This is a genomic window from Bacillus sp. FSL R5-0512 (genome assembly GCF_038593295.1).
GTDB lineage: Bacteria > Bacillota > Bacilli > Bacillales > Bacillaceae > Bacillus > Bacillus safensis.
Map to the genome: position 1 here is coordinate 1,162,237 of NZ_CP151982.1, position 15,802 is coordinate 1,178,038.

General features: G+C 38.5%; 18 protein-coding genes. 15 read left to right on the forward strand and 3 right to left on the reverse strand.

What is annotated here, in order from left to right:
* Positions 1–14: 14 nt before the first annotated feature.
* The 3 genes from NSQ25_RS05855 to NSQ25_RS05865 all read left to right on the forward strand — a co-directional run bounded on the left by NSQ25_RS05855 (position 15) and on the right by NSQ25_RS05865 (position 2,814).
* Positions 15–314 (forward strand): contact-dependent growth inhibition system immunity protein, encoded by a 300-nt coding sequence (locus NSQ25_RS05855; RefSeq protein ID WP_070325722.1) that lies wholly within the window; start codon positions 15–17, stop codon positions 312–314.
* Positions 315–659: 345 nt separating this feature from the next.
* Positions 660–1,490: an SMI1/KNR4 family protein gene (locus NSQ25_RS05860; RefSeq protein ID WP_326136565.1), complete on the forward strand. Its 831-nt coding sequence runs from the start codon at positions 660–662 to the stop codon at positions 1,488–1,490.
* A 427-nt stretch (positions 1,491–1,917) separates the two neighbouring features.
* Positions 1,918–2,814, forward strand: coding sequence for a macrolide 2'-phosphotransferase (locus NSQ25_RS05865; RefSeq protein WP_326136563.1), 897 nt, complete (start codon positions 1,918–1,920; stop codon positions 2,812–2,814).
* A 107-nt stretch (positions 2,815–2,921) separates the two neighbouring features.
* Here NSQ25_RS05865 and NSQ25_RS05870 read toward each other — a convergent pair whose 3' ends face one another.
* The gene (locus tag NSQ25_RS05870) at positions 2,922–3,110 is read right to left on the reverse strand and encodes a hypothetical protein (RefSeq protein WP_326136561.1); all 189 of its coding nucleotides are present in this window, start codon (positions 3,108–3,110) and stop codon (positions 2,922–2,924) included.
* Between the two features lie 16 nt (positions 3,111–3,126).
* On the reverse strand, positions 3,127–4,032 hold the full coding sequence (locus tag NSQ25_RS05875) for a LysR family transcriptional regulator (RefSeq protein WP_326136560.1): 906 nt from the start codon (positions 4,030–4,032) through the stop codon (positions 3,127–3,129).
* A 112-nt stretch (positions 4,033–4,144) separates the two neighbouring features.
* On the opposite strand from NSQ25_RS05875, the gene NSQ25_RS05880 reads away from it, so the two are divergent.
* The 6 genes from NSQ25_RS05880 (at position 4,145) to NSQ25_RS05905 (ending at position 8,164) form a co-directional block, all read left to right on the forward strand.
* Positions 4,145–5,299: an MFS transporter gene (locus tag NSQ25_RS05880; RefSeq protein WP_326136558.1), complete on the forward strand. Its 1,155-nt coding sequence runs from the start codon at positions 4,145–4,147 to the stop codon at positions 5,297–5,299.
* A 41-nt stretch (positions 5,300–5,340) separates the two neighbouring features.
* Positions 5,341–5,760 carry a GNAT family N-acetyltransferase gene (locus NSQ25_RS05885; protein ID WP_326136556.1) on the forward strand — a complete coding sequence of 140 codons (420 nt, stop codon included), beginning with the start codon at positions 5,341–5,343 and terminating at the stop codon, positions 5,758–5,760.
* Positions 5,761–5,888: 128 nt separating this feature from the next.
* Positions 5,889–7,022, forward strand: coding sequence for a Rap family tetratricopeptide repeat protein (locus NSQ25_RS05890; protein ID WP_326136554.1), 1,134 nt, complete (start codon positions 5,889–5,891; stop codon positions 7,020–7,022).
* Positions 7,012–7,149 carry an aspartate phosphatase gene (locus tag NSQ25_RS05895; protein ID WP_120207245.1) on the forward strand — a complete coding sequence of 46 codons (138 nt, stop codon included), beginning with the start codon at positions 7,012–7,014 and terminating at the stop codon, positions 7,147–7,149. The genes NSQ25_RS05890 and NSQ25_RS05895 overlap by 11 nt, the downstream gene beginning before the upstream one ends.
* Before the next feature lie 97 nt (positions 7,150–7,246).
* On the forward strand, positions 7,247–7,480 hold the full coding sequence (locus NSQ25_RS05900) for a hypothetical protein (RefSeq protein WP_070325729.1): 234 nt from the start codon (positions 7,247–7,249) through the stop codon (positions 7,478–7,480).
* 225 nt (positions 7,481–7,705) lie between these two features.
* A complete protein-coding gene (locus NSQ25_RS05905; RefSeq protein WP_326136553.1) occupies positions 7,706–8,164 on the forward strand; it encodes a GyrI-like domain-containing protein in 459 nt (152 codons plus the stop codon).
* Positions 8,165–8,219: 55 nt separating this feature from the next.
* Here the strand turns inward: NSQ25_RS05905 and NSQ25_RS05910 are convergent, their stop codons facing one another.
* Positions 8,220–8,567, reverse strand: a complete 348-nt coding sequence (locus tag NSQ25_RS05910) for a hypothetical protein (RefSeq protein ID WP_326136552.1) — start codon at positions 8,565–8,567, stop codon at positions 8,220–8,222.
* Positions 8,568–8,707: 140 nt separating this feature from the next.
* On the opposite strand from NSQ25_RS05910, the gene NSQ25_RS05915 reads away from it, so the two are divergent.
* The 6 genes from NSQ25_RS05915 (at position 8,708) to hag (NSQ25_RS05940) (ending at position 15,787) form a co-directional block, all read left to right on the forward strand.
* Entirely contained in the window at positions 8,708–9,319 is a 612-nt protein-coding gene (locus tag NSQ25_RS05915; RefSeq protein WP_326136550.1) for a GlsB/YeaQ/YmgE family stress response membrane protein, read from the forward strand.
* A gap of 172 nt (positions 9,320–9,491) precedes the next feature.
* Entirely contained in the window at positions 9,492–10,673 is a 1,182-nt protein-coding gene (alr, locus tag NSQ25_RS05920; RefSeq protein ID WP_326136549.1) for an alanine racemase, read from the forward strand.
* Between the two features lie 102 nt (positions 10,674–10,775).
* Entirely contained in the window at positions 10,776–12,251 is a 1,476-nt protein-coding gene (locus NSQ25_RS05925) for a kelch repeat-containing protein (RefSeq protein ID WP_326136548.1), read from the forward strand.
* Positions 12,252–12,481: 230 nt separating this feature from the next.
* A complete protein-coding gene (gene hag, locus NSQ25_RS05930) occupies positions 12,482–13,384 on the forward strand; it encodes a flagellin Hag (protein ID WP_214755250.1) in 903 nt (300 codons plus the stop codon).
* Between the two features lie 274 nt (positions 13,385–13,658).
* Positions 13,659–14,576, forward strand: a complete 918-nt coding sequence (gene hag / locus NSQ25_RS05935) for a flagellin Hag (protein ID WP_214755249.1) — start codon at positions 13,659–13,661, stop codon at positions 14,574–14,576.
* A gap of 338 nt (positions 14,577–14,914) precedes the next feature.
* Positions 14,915–15,787, forward strand: a complete 873-nt coding sequence (gene hag, locus NSQ25_RS05940; RefSeq protein ID WP_214755248.1) for a flagellin Hag — start codon at positions 14,915–14,917, stop codon at positions 15,785–15,787.
* Positions 15,788–15,802 lie beyond the last annotated feature (15 nt).

The following is a 15,802-nucleotide window of genomic DNA, read 5'->3' on the forward strand; positions in this document are numbered from 1 at the left end:
AGAAGGATGATAAAATGAATGAGAGTTACAGTTATTTAGAGGAGTTAGAAGATTTTTTAGGTGGGACATTTCATCAGGATATCGATTCACCAGAAGAAGCGTTAGAGGAGTTTATTCATGAAGCTAGTAAAGAATGTCTGCTGTCTACTATAAAGGATTGTCAGGATTTTTTGAATAGTACTTTAACAATACAGGAAAAAGAAAACTTTATCGAAAATAATGCAGAAATCTATTTTCCGGCGATCTCATTAAACCCTTTACAGTGGTTTAATAAAATAATAGAGGAAATGAAAGAAGCAGTGAAAATGAAGTAACAAAATGAACCTTGATTGGCTAATGCCTTTCAAGGTTTTTTGTGTCAATTGGTCATCAAATCAAGAAAAAGGGGATCTTTTTTCTATGCGGATCATCGTATGATATAGATAAACAAAACGAACGTGAATATTTTGTCCAGAAGGAATAACATGCGGATGCTGGCATTGAGCATTTTAAGTGCCTGGTACCTGGCTGGCACTCCAGCCAGATCTTTTTTATATCTACTGATAAATTCTTTATTGGATGAAGGAATTGAACGAGTTTGTAATTTGAGGTTTTAAAATGGTAAATGAGTAGTTGGTCAATGATATACTGATCTCATTAGAAACTAGGAGGTCCCCACTTTGAAACCTTTTTGGGAGAAAGAAGAAGAGAGTCCTTTCACGTTAGAAAAGATAGATGAGGAAAAAATTCGTGAAGCAGAGGTGAGACTTGGTGTCACTTTACCTGATACATATAAAAAGCTTATTTTAGAATGGAACGGTGGTTTTACAGTTCGTAATGCTTTTCCAACGGAACAGCCGAATTCATGGGCTGAGGATCATGTTCAATTTGACCATCTAAGAGGAATCGCCAAAGGTGATGGAATTATGACTAGCCCTCAGTTAAGTGATGACTTGGAGCTGCCTGAGGGACTTATTTTCATCAGCGGAGAAGAAGATACATGGATCGCAATGGATTATCGACAAACGAAGGAACATCCTCCTATTCACTATTTTGATTTAGAGATGGGAGTCGATTTTAAGCTGGCAGATACTTTCGATGCTTTTATTGAGCAGTTATATACAGCTGAAGATGCGATGATCGAGGTAGTAGAAATTGAGGAGGAATGCTCGGATTTGTATATCAGTAAAGAAGAGCTTGAACAAATTTTTGAGAGACAAGACCTTCGTCAGCAGAATCTCTTTAAAATGGCACATTATCCGATGGAAGAGATTGAAGAGATTGAATGGTTTTTCGATCGTATGAAACAATGCATCAAACAGATAAAAGATCAACATGTTTTGTATGAAGCAGCGACAACGATTCACTCCATCCTTCTGTTAAACCCGGATATGCAAAGAAATGACCTTATCAATCAAGAGCTGAAAGAAATAGCAGAGTTTCTAGAAAATAGTGGTGAGCCTGATACCGCTTTTTTGGGAGAGGACATTCATCCTGTGAAAAAACGATAGTGAAAGAATAAAAGCCCCTGAAAAGGGCTTCTTTTTGTAATCTTATTGAAAGTCATATTTAAATGAAGTATAGTAGTTTTATATTATGAAGAGAGGATGGTTAAAAATGATGCATGCAGGAAGATTACGCCAGCAAACTTTGAACAATCAATAATTTCATATGTTCAAAGGCTCTGTTTTCATCAAACAGAGTAAACGGAGGAGTCTGCACATTTTTAATCATTTTCAGCGGTCAAGTATGTAACTTTACTTGAAGACAGACAGATATCGTTTCTGTCTTTTTTTTGTAATTTTTTATTAATATAAAGAGAGAGATGAGTCTAGCCGTGTTTACTCTAGCCACAGATAGCAGCCTATTTGTGGTTTTTTTGATGATTTTCTTAACGCCTGTTGATCATGAATAAATGAGCAATTGGAGGAAAAGAATATGAATAGACTAGAATTAAAGCAATTAGCCAAACATCACGGATTAGAAATTTTAGAGAATACCATCAAAATAAATGAATCAGGTGTGGATTTCCGTGTCGCACATGTCGAAGATTTACATGGTGATCAATGGATATTAAGAGTGCCTCGCAGACCTGAATTAATGAAACATACTTTACAAGAAAAAAAGACATTAGATCATATGAGTAAGCAGGTTCACTTTCAGGTCCCTCAGTGGTCTATCTTTACAGAAAGTCTGATTGCTTATAAACAATTAGAGGGGGTACCGGCGGCTAGTATTGATGTGGAGAAGCAATCATATGTGTGGAGTTTTGATCAAACGAATGTACCGCAAGCTTATTATGAATCATTAGGAAGAGTTCTAGCGAATGTACATTCCTTAGATCAACAGCCATTTAAAACGATCGGTGTGGAGATGCTCAGTGCTCATGAATTAAGAGGATCAATGAAACAGCGAATGGAACGTGTCAAATCGCAATACACCATTAACAGCGGTTTATGGGAGCGCTGGCAAGAATGGCTAGCTAAAGATTCTTTATGGCCGCCTTTCGTGGGAGTGAAGCATGGAGATTTGCATCCCGGCCACATTCTGATTGATGAAAATCAATGTGTGACGGGTGTGATTGATTGGTCTGAAGTGGGGGTTGGTGATGTATCTGCAGACTTTTTGTCGCATCAACTTCTCTTTGGGAAAGAAGGGTTAACAAAACTTATCCATGCGTATGAAAAAGCAGGCGGGAGAACTTGGCCAGGAATGGATGAACATATAATAGAACTTCTGACGACAAGTGCGATCACTGTGGCCGAGTACGCACAGAGATCAGGATTGAAAGATATGCATGAAACTGCAGCATACATGTTGGCAAACGAAAGCTAATCAATCAGAACGAATCCAAAAAAAGCCCTGAAAAGGGCTTTTTTTAATCTAATTCATGAAAAAACTGTTTGAGTTGATCAATGAAAACGGATTTGGATTTTCCTTTTTTATAAATGAACTCGATATTGATGTTGAACAAATGATTCAGCATCTTCGTATGTGTAGTTTTCCCAGGATTGAAATTTTGCAATTGTGGGATTTGCTTGGTATTGATAAAACGCTTCAATATCCTGTCTATCGAATTGGCGAATAACAACTCGGTTTGTTCTTGTAAATACGCTGTTTGCATTCTTCATGTGTTAACCTCACTTTTTAGTTTGTTCTTGATTTGAAAAAGTCTATCAGCCATTCAGATAGCTGCTGTTGTGCTTTGCTGACAAATCGATCTGCATAATAAATTAATTCCAAGTGCCGGACAGGTGCTGGATCAGCAATAGGAATCGAAACAATATTAGGCCACATCGAATGTTGCTTTAGTAATCCTCTTGGCTGAATGGTTGCACCGATGCCGGCTTCAACCAGCTGCAATAGCGAAAACGCGGACCCAACCTCCATGGCAGTGTCCAGTTCAACACCCTGTTCTTTACATACGTTATCTACTAAATCCCTTCCTAGATATCCCTTCGGATACATGACCAACGCACGGTGAGTCAGCTCTTTTAATGACACTTCGCTCTTTTGGGCCAAATCACTTTCTGAATGAACAAATAATTCGTAAGGCTCACTTCCAAGTGGAATTTGAACGAGACGCTTATCCGAAGGCCCTCGCAGTCCGATGCCGAGATCCACTTTATGCGAAAGGACTTCTTCACGAACGAAGATATTTGAATATGCCTTTAGATTGGTTTCTGGATAAAGAGTTTTAAATTCTACAAATAGTGGCACCAGCTGAAAATCAAGATCTGAGGGGAGTACTGCGAGACGGACGGTTCCTCGTTTTTCCGATAATAGTTCTTTCATCGCATTTTTTGCATCTCTTTCAGCTTGAAGCATTTTCACGCCATATTGATAAAGCAGCGAACCAGCTTCGGTAGCAACGACCTTTTTGCCGATTCGATCAAAGAGCGGCATCCCAACTTCTGCTTCAAGCAGTCGAATTTGCTGGCTAAGTGTAGGCTGTGATATGCCTAGCTGCTCAGCAGCCTTTGTAAAATGCAAATGATTGAATACAGCCATAAAATAGGTAATATGCCGGGTATCCATATGTCCACCTTTCATAAATGATAGTCTTTTCCTATCATCATAATAAGATTTATTGTATTGATCAATGAATGCGGCAGATTTATACTCAAAGTAACCTTAACAAGATGAGAGAGAAAGAAGGGTATTGATGAAAAAAATATATTATTTAGCCGCTTTATTTTTAGCCGCTTTAAACTTACGTCCGATCATTACTTCCGTGGCTTCCATGATGAGCATGATCCAATCAGAGCTTGGAGTAAACGCACTGACAGCAAGTCTTTTGACCACTTTGCCTGTCCTTTGTATGGGAATATTTGCTCCCGTTGCAACGATACTCAGCCGGCGTTTTGGTTTAGAGAGAACGCTGTTTTTCTCGATTCTTCTTATCACGATTGCCACTGCACTGCGTGGTACTAGCCAATCGGTTGCTATCCTGCTCATGACTGCGTTTGCTGGAGGGGTAGGGATTAGCTTCGCAGGTCCTTTATTGTCTAGTTTTATTAAAAAATATTTCCCGAGAAATCCTGGGATTGTCAGTGTGTATTCAATTTCGATGACAATAGGTGCAGCGCTCGCTTCCGGCTTCACGATTCCGATTTATCTACGCAGTCAGCATCATCTTCCATTTGCATTGTCCTGCTGGGCTTTTCTAGGGGTGATCGCCCTTATTCTATGGATAGGTTTAGCTCGCAAAAATGAGCAGAGTGATCTTGTAACGTTGCCGTTAAAATTGCCGCTGCGAAACAAAAAGGCCATTCAATTCACCTTGTTCTTTGGCTTTATGTCCAGTATGTTTTATTCTTTGACGGCATGGATTTCACCGATTGCTCTTAGTTTTGGAAACAGTCCGCAATATGCTGCCTTGCTCTTGACCATATTTACACTCATTCAGATTCCGGTGGCACTACTCGTTCCAGCGGTCGTTACTCGGTTAGGAAAACCGAAATTATTTCTCATCTTATGCAGTCTGTCTGAACTCATTGGTCTTATCTTTCTTCTTCTGCCAATGCCGATCTTGCCAGCCGTCATTTTCCTAGGTATGGGTGCCGGGGGGTTATTTCCTTTAGCGCTTATGCTCCCGATTATGGAGACGAGTACTCCGGAGGAAGCCGGAACCTGGTCCGCGATGTCGCAGATGGGCGGGTACATCGTGGGTGGATTCGGTCCGTTTTTCATTGGCTTGGTTTTCGATTTAAGCGGACATTTTTATGCTTCCATTGTGGCAATGCTTGTCATCGTCTCGTTAATGATTGGCGTTCAGTTATCAATGAAACTTGGTAGAAAAGAAGAAGTGTCGAGTTAAATGATGCAGCTTCACATTTCAATATAAACGGGGGAATTCTATTGCTCATTCGAGAAGCAAAAACGATCGATTATCCACAATTAAGACAAATCTGTTTAGAATCCCGGCGCCAGAGCTTTCACTGGCTCAATCCAGAAGAACTCCATCTGCAAGATTTTGATCAAGATACGCAGGAAGAGCAAATTTTCTTAGCTGAGGACAACAATAAAATCCTTGGATTCATTTCTCTATATGTACCAGATCGTTTTATTCACCTTTTGTTTGTACATCCAGAAGCTGCTGGTCAAGGGGCTGGCGATCTGCTGCTCAAACAAGCGATAAAAGTTTTAGGAACACCGGTCACCCTCAAATGTGTCTCCGACAATCACAATGCTTTATCTTTTTATCAAAAAAGAGGGTGGAAGGCTGTTGTGGAAGAAGGAGAACCTGGGGCGGAATACTGGGTGCTTATTTATGAATAGAAGTCATTTTATCTTATCATTCACAGGGCCCTTATAGGGCCTTTTTGCGGTTTCTTTTCGGTGTCGAATGGCGCATAAAATAGTAATATATGTAATTATAGGGAAAATAGAGGAAGGGGTAAGAGCTGATGGAGAAAGTGCTTTCTTCTCACGTCGGTTTAAAAATCAATGAATGGTATTATCATATTCAAAAATTTAACGTACCGGACGCCGAAGCATATAAAGAGGAAATCAAATCAATGCTTGATTATATGGAAGAAAATCAAGATTTATTTTTGTATTTCTCACTCATGGAGTTCAGACATAAATTAATGCTTGATTACTTGAATCCTTTAGAAAATGGGAAAGAGCGGGCCAACTTCAAGGAGCTCGCAATGAAGATCAAAAGGGACCAAGAGAAATTAACAGGACTGCTCGAGTATTACTTCAATTTTTTCTACGGCATGTATGAATTTGAAAACTATGAATACCTAAATGCAATTACCTTCTATAAACGGGCAGAAAAAAAGCTGTCTCTTGTCAGTGACGATATTGAACGGGCCGAGTTCAATTACAAGATGGCTGAAATCTATTACCACATGAAACAAACCCCCATGTCCATGCACCATATCGCACAGGCGATAGAATGCTATCGAGAAAAAGAGACATACACTGTAAGAGAAATACAATGTTCTTTTGTGATCGGATTAAACTATATAGATATGGGCTGCCCCGAAAAAGCAATACCCCATTTTCAACACGCACTAGAAAAAGCCGCCGACAACTCAACAAAACGATTAAAAGGATCAGCACTCTATAATTTAGGGTTGAGTTATTTTCATCATAATGAAATAGCCCAAGCAATTATACATTTTAATGACTCAATTCGAGCATTTAGAGAGCAGGGATACGAACATTTAAATAGAATCTTAGACCCGCTCATTATGTTGTCAAAAGCCTATTTCAAAAAGAAAGAAAAGGATTTAGGTAAGTATGCTTTATATAACGGCATAGAACTATCTGAAAAGCTGAAAGACCATGTGCTGTTATTGATATTCAAATTTTTAAGATCACTATATGTTGACAACAATTTTGAGCAGTTGGAAAAAATTATGGAATCGCTAGAAATAAAGTCAATGTATCCTGATCTTGAAGATTTAGCAAAAGATGCTGCAAAATATTATAATGAAATGGGAGATAAAGACAATGCGATGCATTTTTATGAAAAGATTCTTTATTTCCAAACTCAAGTGAAGCGGGGGGACTGTCAGTATGAAATTTAAAACGTTATCAATAGTATTTGTGATGATCAGTGTCATCAGTATTGTTGGTTATTTTACATCTGAAGTGACAGCAAGTCATGATGAAGCTAGGAGAGGTCATACTGCAAGTATCGGTTATACTGCTTAAATAAAAAGCCCTTAAAGGGCTTTTTATTTTAAGACTGAATATATGCTATGAATAAAGAATATTTTTTCCATAGAAAAGATATTGAGGAGGAAGTAAAGTGACAATGTTAAAATCAACATTATTTCGAAGGATTTTCATTATATCTTTTGCTTTAGCCTTTATGATTAGCCTGTTCAATATGGCTGTGTTTCCAGGGACGCCAGCGTCTTATTATGTTGGCCTAGTTTGTAAGATGTTGTTTATCAGTTTGTTAAATGGTTTGTTTTTTGGAACAATCATCTATTTGATTGGCGTCTTTCTCGGTGCTAAATCTTCAAAGGAAAATCAATAAAAAGTGAGCGGCTATAGTCTGCTCTTTTTTATTTGAAAAAATTTGATATCTAATGAAGAGAAAATGAGTTACTTCATGTACGATCTAGATCGTAAATCCAACATATGTATTTTTCATCATACATTACATTATTTTTAATATCCTACTGCATTCTATTTTAAAGGATGTTACCGTTGTTTGTAAGGAATGATTGGCCAGTCTTCCAATAAAAATTGGAGGGAAATCATGAATTACAAAATTGAAATGTTAACGAATATGAAAATGGTGTATATGAGAAATATCGGATCATATGGCAGCAAAGAGAATTTTGAGATGATGAAGAGATTTAAAAAATGGATTAAGCAACATCATTTAAATGATGAATTAAAGGAATATGGTATATATGGTGTTCCTCAAGATGATCCTGGAAAAATTCCATCAGAAAAATGCAGATACGACCTCATGCTTATGACAAATAGAGATTTCACAAAAGATCAAATGGTTCAGACTGGTCATTTTGAAGGAGGAAAGTATGCTGTGTTCACGGTGACACATACAATCGAAAAAGTGAATTTGTTTTGGAGACAATTGCCTCAAATGATCCAAAACAATCGATTAAACATGCGTCAGGCCCCTATAATGGAAAGGTATAGAGAAGAAGAAGGCGAAGATAAGGTGTGTGAATTCTTACTGCCTATCTTTTAAACACTTGATCAAACTGCAATGAAAACAGACCTCATATGGTCTGTTTTCATGAGTATTAAATGTTTAAATATTTTAGGACTCGTTCCTTTAAATATCGGTATTGATCCTCATTCGTATCTTGAAATGCTTCTTCTCGATTTGAAGAAACATCCATATAAACGATTTCCTCCGAGAATTGTGAAGAAGTAAAGTCGATTCTTTTTCCATTCACTACGTTGTAAAAGTGCCATCCGCTAGGTAATGCGGTCTTGTTTATTTTTCCGCCTAAAAGATCATGGACGACTAAAGAAGTGACACCGCATTGTCCATTGGCCGGGTTTTCTTTACTCCATTTTGAACTAGATTGAGAGGACCAGGCTTTATAAAGAGCATCAATGATTTCGTCTGTCGTGTAGAGGTTCATCATAAAAATCCTTTCTATTTAAAAGCGAAATGAATATAGTGTCTGTTTAGTCTATAATAGATTTTTTTTCGATCAAAATCCAGATGCTATACTTGATTAAACCAATATAACAATGAGGGTCATGACAGGAGGAGCATGGAGTGATATTCATCATAGGCATTGTAATCGCTTTTATTGTTGCTATTTTAGGCTTTACTATTTTCGTAGATGTAGGTAATGGGCTGGGAACGGTTTTTAGCATCATCGGTGCAATGGTCATTTTATGGATAGCGGGTAGGCTGCAAAGGCAAAAAGAAAAGAATGATCCAAATATATTATTAGATAAAATGATGATGCTTTTTCAAGAAGACGGGTTTCAGGCTTCCACATACATCTTTTCACAAAATGTTGATAAAGGCTTTGCGATTGATGATGAGCGAAAGGTAATACGCTTTATTACACATCAATCTGGCCGCTCATCTCGAAAATTCAGGTTTGAAGTCACTGAGCTTTCCTTGAAAGAGTTGAAGCAAGTTGACATGTTAGAAGATGGTGTACCGATTGAACAATCTGTTGAGAGTGATAATAATGAAGAGATCTCGACACTTGAATTGAGATTAACTATGAATGATCAGGAATCATCAACGATTACGCTCACCTTTCTGACATTTGATGTGCCTGTTCGTAAGAGCACTGCCGAATATTTGACTGAACGAGAAAATCTAGAGGAGATTTATCATGAAATTGATTCAATGATGAAATCTGCGGATTAATAAATGGCTGTTGATAAAGAAGAAATCACAATTTGAAGTGGTTTCTTTTTTTATGTCCATCAAGACAAAAGCGGGTTCAATCATTGCGGTTGAATGTTTTTCTCAAAAATGAATAAAGATAGACTAGACACGAAAACGATCATTGATATCGAAATGACTGGAGGAAACATACATGCAAAAGCTTTGCAGGGAAGTCTGGATCGAGGTCAATCTTGACGCGATTAAAAGAAATATCGAAGCCATTCAAGCGCATATTCCAAGGAAAAGCAAGATCATGGCTGTCGTAAAGGCAAATGCTTATGGACACGGCTCAGTTGAAGTAGCGCGGCAGGCACTAGAAAGCGGTGCGACAGAGCTTGCGGTTGCCAGCTTGGAAGAAGGTATTGTATTGCGGAGAGCAAAAATTGAAGCACCGATTCTGGTCCTTGGATTTACCCCGCTCGACTGTGTGAAAAGGGCTGCAGCCTGGAGAATTGATCTCTCCGGCCTTCGAGAAGACTGGATTGTTCAAGCAAATGAGATCTTAGCGGAAGAAGAAAGTCAGCATCGCCTTGGGATTCATGTCAATGTTGACACAGGGATGGGACGATTAGGTGTACGGACAAAGGAAGAGCTGTTAGAGGTGGTGGAGGCGCTTGAAAAGAGTGAAAACCTGAGGTGGGATGGAATATTTACGCATTTCTCCACTGCGGATGAGCCTGACCCTGATTTCACACTAATGCAGCACAGCATTTTTATTGATTTTCTTCGTTTCTTAAAAAAAGAAGGCATTACTTTGCCCACTGTACATATGAACAATACAGCGGCTGCCATCGCATTTCCTGAATTTAGCGCAGATATGATACGGCTAGGCATCGGACTTTATGGACTGTATCCTTCGCAATACATTGAGAGTTTAGATGCTGTTAAGCTAGAGCCCGCTCTCAGTTTAAAAGCAAGGATTGCATTCGTGAAGGAAATGGTGACAAAGCCAAGGACCGTCAGCTATGGGGCAACCTATGTAGCAAAGCCTGATGAAGTTATAGCAACTATACCAATCGGTTATGCAGATGGGTACTCACGAGCATTATCCAATCGAGGATTTATGCTTTTCCGCGGAAAACGAATGCCGATTGCTGGCCGCGTCACCATGGATATGACGATGATCAGTTTAGGAGAAATGAAAGCAAAGCAAGGCGAAGAAGTCGTCATATATGGTCGTCAAAAGGGCGGAGAAATTTCTGTCGATGAAATCGCCGAAATGCTCAATACGATCAACTATGAGGTTGTTGCCACCTTAAGCCGCCGCGTTCCTAGATTTTATCGTCGAGGCGGGAAGATTATTAAAATATCAACGCCGGTGATGTATGTGTGAGGATTTCATCAAGAAAATTGATCAATAATAACCTTTAATGATAAAAAAAGTAAAAATAAGGACGATAAAAGGAGGGAATGTCATGAACTGGAGGAAGAAAAAATGAAAAAAAGATTTTTACTATTTATCTTGGTACTTCTTTTAATAAGTACCATTAGTCCATTCAAAGCGAATGCAGCTGAAAATTCAACTGGATGGACGAAACGAGCTGATTTACCAGAAGAACGTATTAATGCTGGTGTGGGAGTTGTTGATGGAAAGATTTATGTGTTTGGTGGAGCAAGTGAAAAAAATAAGTTAAATAATCAAACATTTATGTATGATCCTAAGAAAGATGTTTGGGAAGAAAAAGCTAGTATGCCAAGAAACAGAACAGGCGGTACATATGCTACAGTTGGTAAAAAAATCTATCTTATAGGTGGAATAAACGAAGAGACAAATGTAGCTTATAATACGATTGATATTTATGATGCAGAACTTGATCAGTGGGCTGAAGAACCGATTCAAATTCCAAGAGACCCTGTATTTTCAGCTTATAGCAAGGGAACTTTGTACGCAGTTGCAGTGAAAGAGAATATATATATTGTCTCTTCAAAAAACTCTTATAAAAATAATGTCTATCAATTCAATACTGCCACTGATGAATGGAAGAGCTTGGACTCATCGGCTTTACCATCTCGAAATGGGAGAGCCATTTCTGCAATTGACGGCAAAATATATGTTGCAGGTGGAGAAAATTCGATTGGGCATAGTAGAGAAAGATCTTTGTTCCAGTATGATATTTCAACAGATAAATGGAGTAAATTAAAAGATAGTGATTTAACTTCATATGTATTTGAACCAGCCTACGAAACATATAATGGGAAATTCTTCGTTATTGGTGGACAACGGACTGGTGATCGTTCAAGTGAAATGCTGAATAAAGTTCAAATTTTCAATCCGAAAGATGGTCAATTTAAAAATTCAGCGTATGATTTACCAGAAGGTAGAGTATCAGCTGTCGCCGCAATTGTTGATGATCAATTGTATGTCATTGGCGGACGTAACTATTCATATTATATGGGAAATTTTTCTGCAAAAAGTGATTACAAATCAGTGATTTCTATTCCATTAAGTGACTTGCAAATAACTGAAGATGAAGCAAAGCCAGATGACGGTACAACAGAAGAACCGAAAGATCAGGATGGGACAAAGCCAGATGATGGGTCAACGGAAGAACCAAAGGATCAGGACGGAACAAAGCCAGGTGATGGCACAACCGAAGAACCGAAAGATCAAGACGGAACAAAACCAGGTGATGGTTCAACAGAAGAACCGAAAGATCAGGACGGAACAAAACCAGGTGAAGAAGCAGCAAAAGGCATACTTTCAATTACGATGATAAACGGGCTGCAAAAGGATTATCTACTTTCAATGAAAGAAATCAACGATTTTCTTAACTGGTACAAAGAAAGAAGCTTTGGAATTGGTATGAACTTCTATGAAATCAATGATGAACACAATAAAGGTCCTTTCACAAGTAAGAAGGATTATGTCGTGTACCAAAATATCTTAATGTTTGATATCAAGCAATACTGAAATTCATAAATGATCAAGCTGCTGATAAGAGATCAGCAGCTTTAATTTTTATAAAATTGTTAAAATTAGGATTAACGTCATGAAAAAATGTGATATCTTTTAAAAAATCTGCTAAACATCCTATAACCACATCCGATAATAGAATTGTCAGGGTTGATAAGCCCTAGAATAAAGGACTTTTTTCAGACAAGGACGTCTGTCAGGTCCCACATACATGGAGGTAATAGAAAATGAGAATTAACCACAATATCGCAGCACTTAACACATTAAACCGTTTGTCTGCAAACAACGGTGCGAGCCAAAAGAACATGGAGAAACTTTCTTCTGGTCTTAAAATCAACCGTGCAGGAGATGACGCAGCAGGTCTTGCGATCTCTGAAAAAATGCGTGGACAAATCCGCGGATTAGAAATGGCATCTAAAAACGCACAAGACGGTATCTCTCTTATCCAAACAGCTGAAGGTGCATTGACTGAAACTCACTCAATCCTTCAACGTGTACGTGAGCTTGTAGTTCAAGCTGGAAATACTGGTACACAAGATGGAACTGATCTTGGTGCAATTCAAGAAGAAATTAATAACCTAGTTCAAGAAATTGGTAACGGCACTGATAAAAATGGTATCTCTGATCGTACTGAGTTCAACGGTAAAAAATTGTTGAATGGTGATTTTGCTGATGGTACAGCTACATTAACTTTCCAAATTGGTGCAAACAAAGCTCAAAAATTAGATGTAAATATCGAAGCAATGTCTTCTGACAAACTTGGTGCTACTCAAGCAGATGGAACTCTTGTAGCTGGACAAGCGATCTCTAACCTTGATGTTACACAATTCGCTGCTGCTACACCAACACTTACATTTAATCAACAACTAGACATCGTAGATGGTGCAATCAAACAAGTTTCAAATCAACGTTCTAAACTAGGTGCGGTTCAAAACCGTCTAGAGCACACAATCAACAACCTTGGTGCTTCTGGTGAAAACTTAACAGCTGCTGAGTCTCGTATCCGTGACGTTGACATGGCGAAAGAAATGAGTGAGTTCACGAAGAACAACATTCTTTCTCAAGCGTCTCAAGCAATGCTAGCACAAGCGAACCAACAGCCACAAAACGTACTTCAACTACTTCGTTAATGACAGGCCCCTTTATGGGGCTTTTTTGTTTTGTTCCTATTCATTTTAATACAGTCTATGTGCTTATCATTTGAACGAATAGCATAATAGAAATCTTTATAAAACTAAATGGTGAATAAAGATATGTAAAATTGATCAATATATATTAAAAAATGTTAAACTTCCTATGAAATAATCCGATAAAAGAATTGTCAGGGTTGATAAGCCCTAGAATAAAGGACTTTTTTCAGACAAGGACGTCTGTCAGGTCCCACATACATGGAGGTAATAGGAAATGAGAATTAACCACAATATCGCAGCACTTAACACATTAAACCGTTTGTCTGCAAACAACGGTGCGAGCCAAAAGAACATGGAGAAACTTTCTTCTGGTCTTAAAATCAACCGTGCAGGAGATGACGCTGCAGGTCTTGCAATCTCTGAAAAAATGCGTGGACAAATCCGTGGGTTAGAAATGGCGACGAAAAATGCACAAGACGGTATCTCACTTATCCAAACAGCTGAGGGTGCATTGACTGAGACTCACTCAATCCTTCAACGTGTACGTGAGCTTGTAGTTCAAGCTGGAAACACTGGTACTCAAGATGGAACTGACCTTGGTGCAATTCAAGAAGAAATCGCTAACCTAGTTGAAGAAATTGGTGACGGTTCTGGCAAAAACGGTATCTCTGACCGTACAGAATTCAACGGAAAGAAACTACTTGACGGTACTTTCAGTGCAGCTGGTACTACACCAAAATCATTAACTTTCCAAATCGGTGCAAATAAGGCGCAAAAATTAGATGTGAACATCGAAGCAATGTCTTCTAAAGCACTAGGTGCACTTGATAATAATGGTGCCCTTATTGCAGACCACGCAGTAGCTAATATCGATGTAACACAATTTGCTGATCCGACTGCTACTGGCGCACTTTCTTTTGATGCGCAATTAGATATCGTTGATGGAGCTATCAAACAAGTATCTAACCAACGTTCTAAACTTGGTGCAGTTCAAAACCGTTTAGAGCACACGATCAACAACCTTGGTGCTTCTGGTGAAAACTTAACTGCCGCTGAATCTCGTATCCGTGACGTTGACATGGCGAAAGAAATGAGTGAGTTCACAAAGAACAACATTCTTTCTCAAGCGTCTCAAGCAATGCTAGCACAAGCGAACCAACAGCCACAAAACGTACTTCAATTACTACGTTAATGAAAGGCCCCTTTAAGGGGCTTTTTTATGTCACTGACATTTGAAAAAAGCAAATCTTGAAAAATATCATGTGAGAGCCACTTGGTGCGCAGTTATATTTTAAATTAAAAGTAAGAAAAGAAGAACTAGTATTTTAAACGGAGCACACAATATGTCTTTTACATAGAACTAAATAATGAATTAAGGCGGATAAATTAATAAATAAATATTAAAAAAGTGTTAAACTTCCTACAAAACAATCCGATAAAATAATTGTTAGGATAGATAAATCCTAGAATCAAGGGCTTTTTTCAGATAAGGACGTCTGTCAGGTCCCACATACATGGAGGTAATAGAAAATGAGAATTAACCACAATATCGCAGCACTTAACACATTGAACCGTTTGTCTGCAAACAACGGTGCGAGCCAAAAGAACATGGAGAAACTTTCTTCTGGTCTTAAAATCAACCGTGCAGGAGATGACGCTGCAGGTCTAGCAATCTCTGAAAAAATGCGTGGACAAATCCGCGGATTAGAAATGGCATCTAAAAACGCACAAGACGGTATCTCTCTTATCCAAACAGCTGAGGGTGCATTGACTGAAACTCATGCAATTCTTCAACGTGTTCGTGAACTAGTGGTTCAAGCTGGAAATACTGGTACACAAGATGGAACAGACCTTGGTGCAATTCAAGAAGAAATCAGTAACCTTGTCAAAGAGATTGGCGGCGGTACGGATGGAAATGGTATTTCTGATCGTACTGAATTCAACGGTAAAAAATTGTTGAATGGTGACTTTGAAACAGCTACATTAACTTTCCAAATCGGTGCAAACAAAGCGCAAAAATTAGATGTAAACATCAAAGCAATGTCTGCTGATAAACTTGGAACAGACCCAGCTGATGCTACTAAAACAGTATCTGCTATTAAAGTGACTGATTTTGCAACTACTAGTTTCGATGATCAACTAGATATCGTTGATAATGCAATTAAACAAGTTTCAGATCAACGTTCTAAACTTGGTGCAGTTCAAAACCGTCTAGAGCACACAATCAACAACCTTGGTGCTTCTGGTGAAAACTTAACGGCTGCTGAGTCTCGTATCCGTGACGTTGACATGGCGAAAGAAATGAGTGAGTTCACAAAGAACAACATTCTTTCTCAAGCATCTCAAGCAATGCTTGCACAAGCGAACCAACAGCCACAAAACGTACTTCAATTACTACGTTAACGAAAGGCCCCTTTA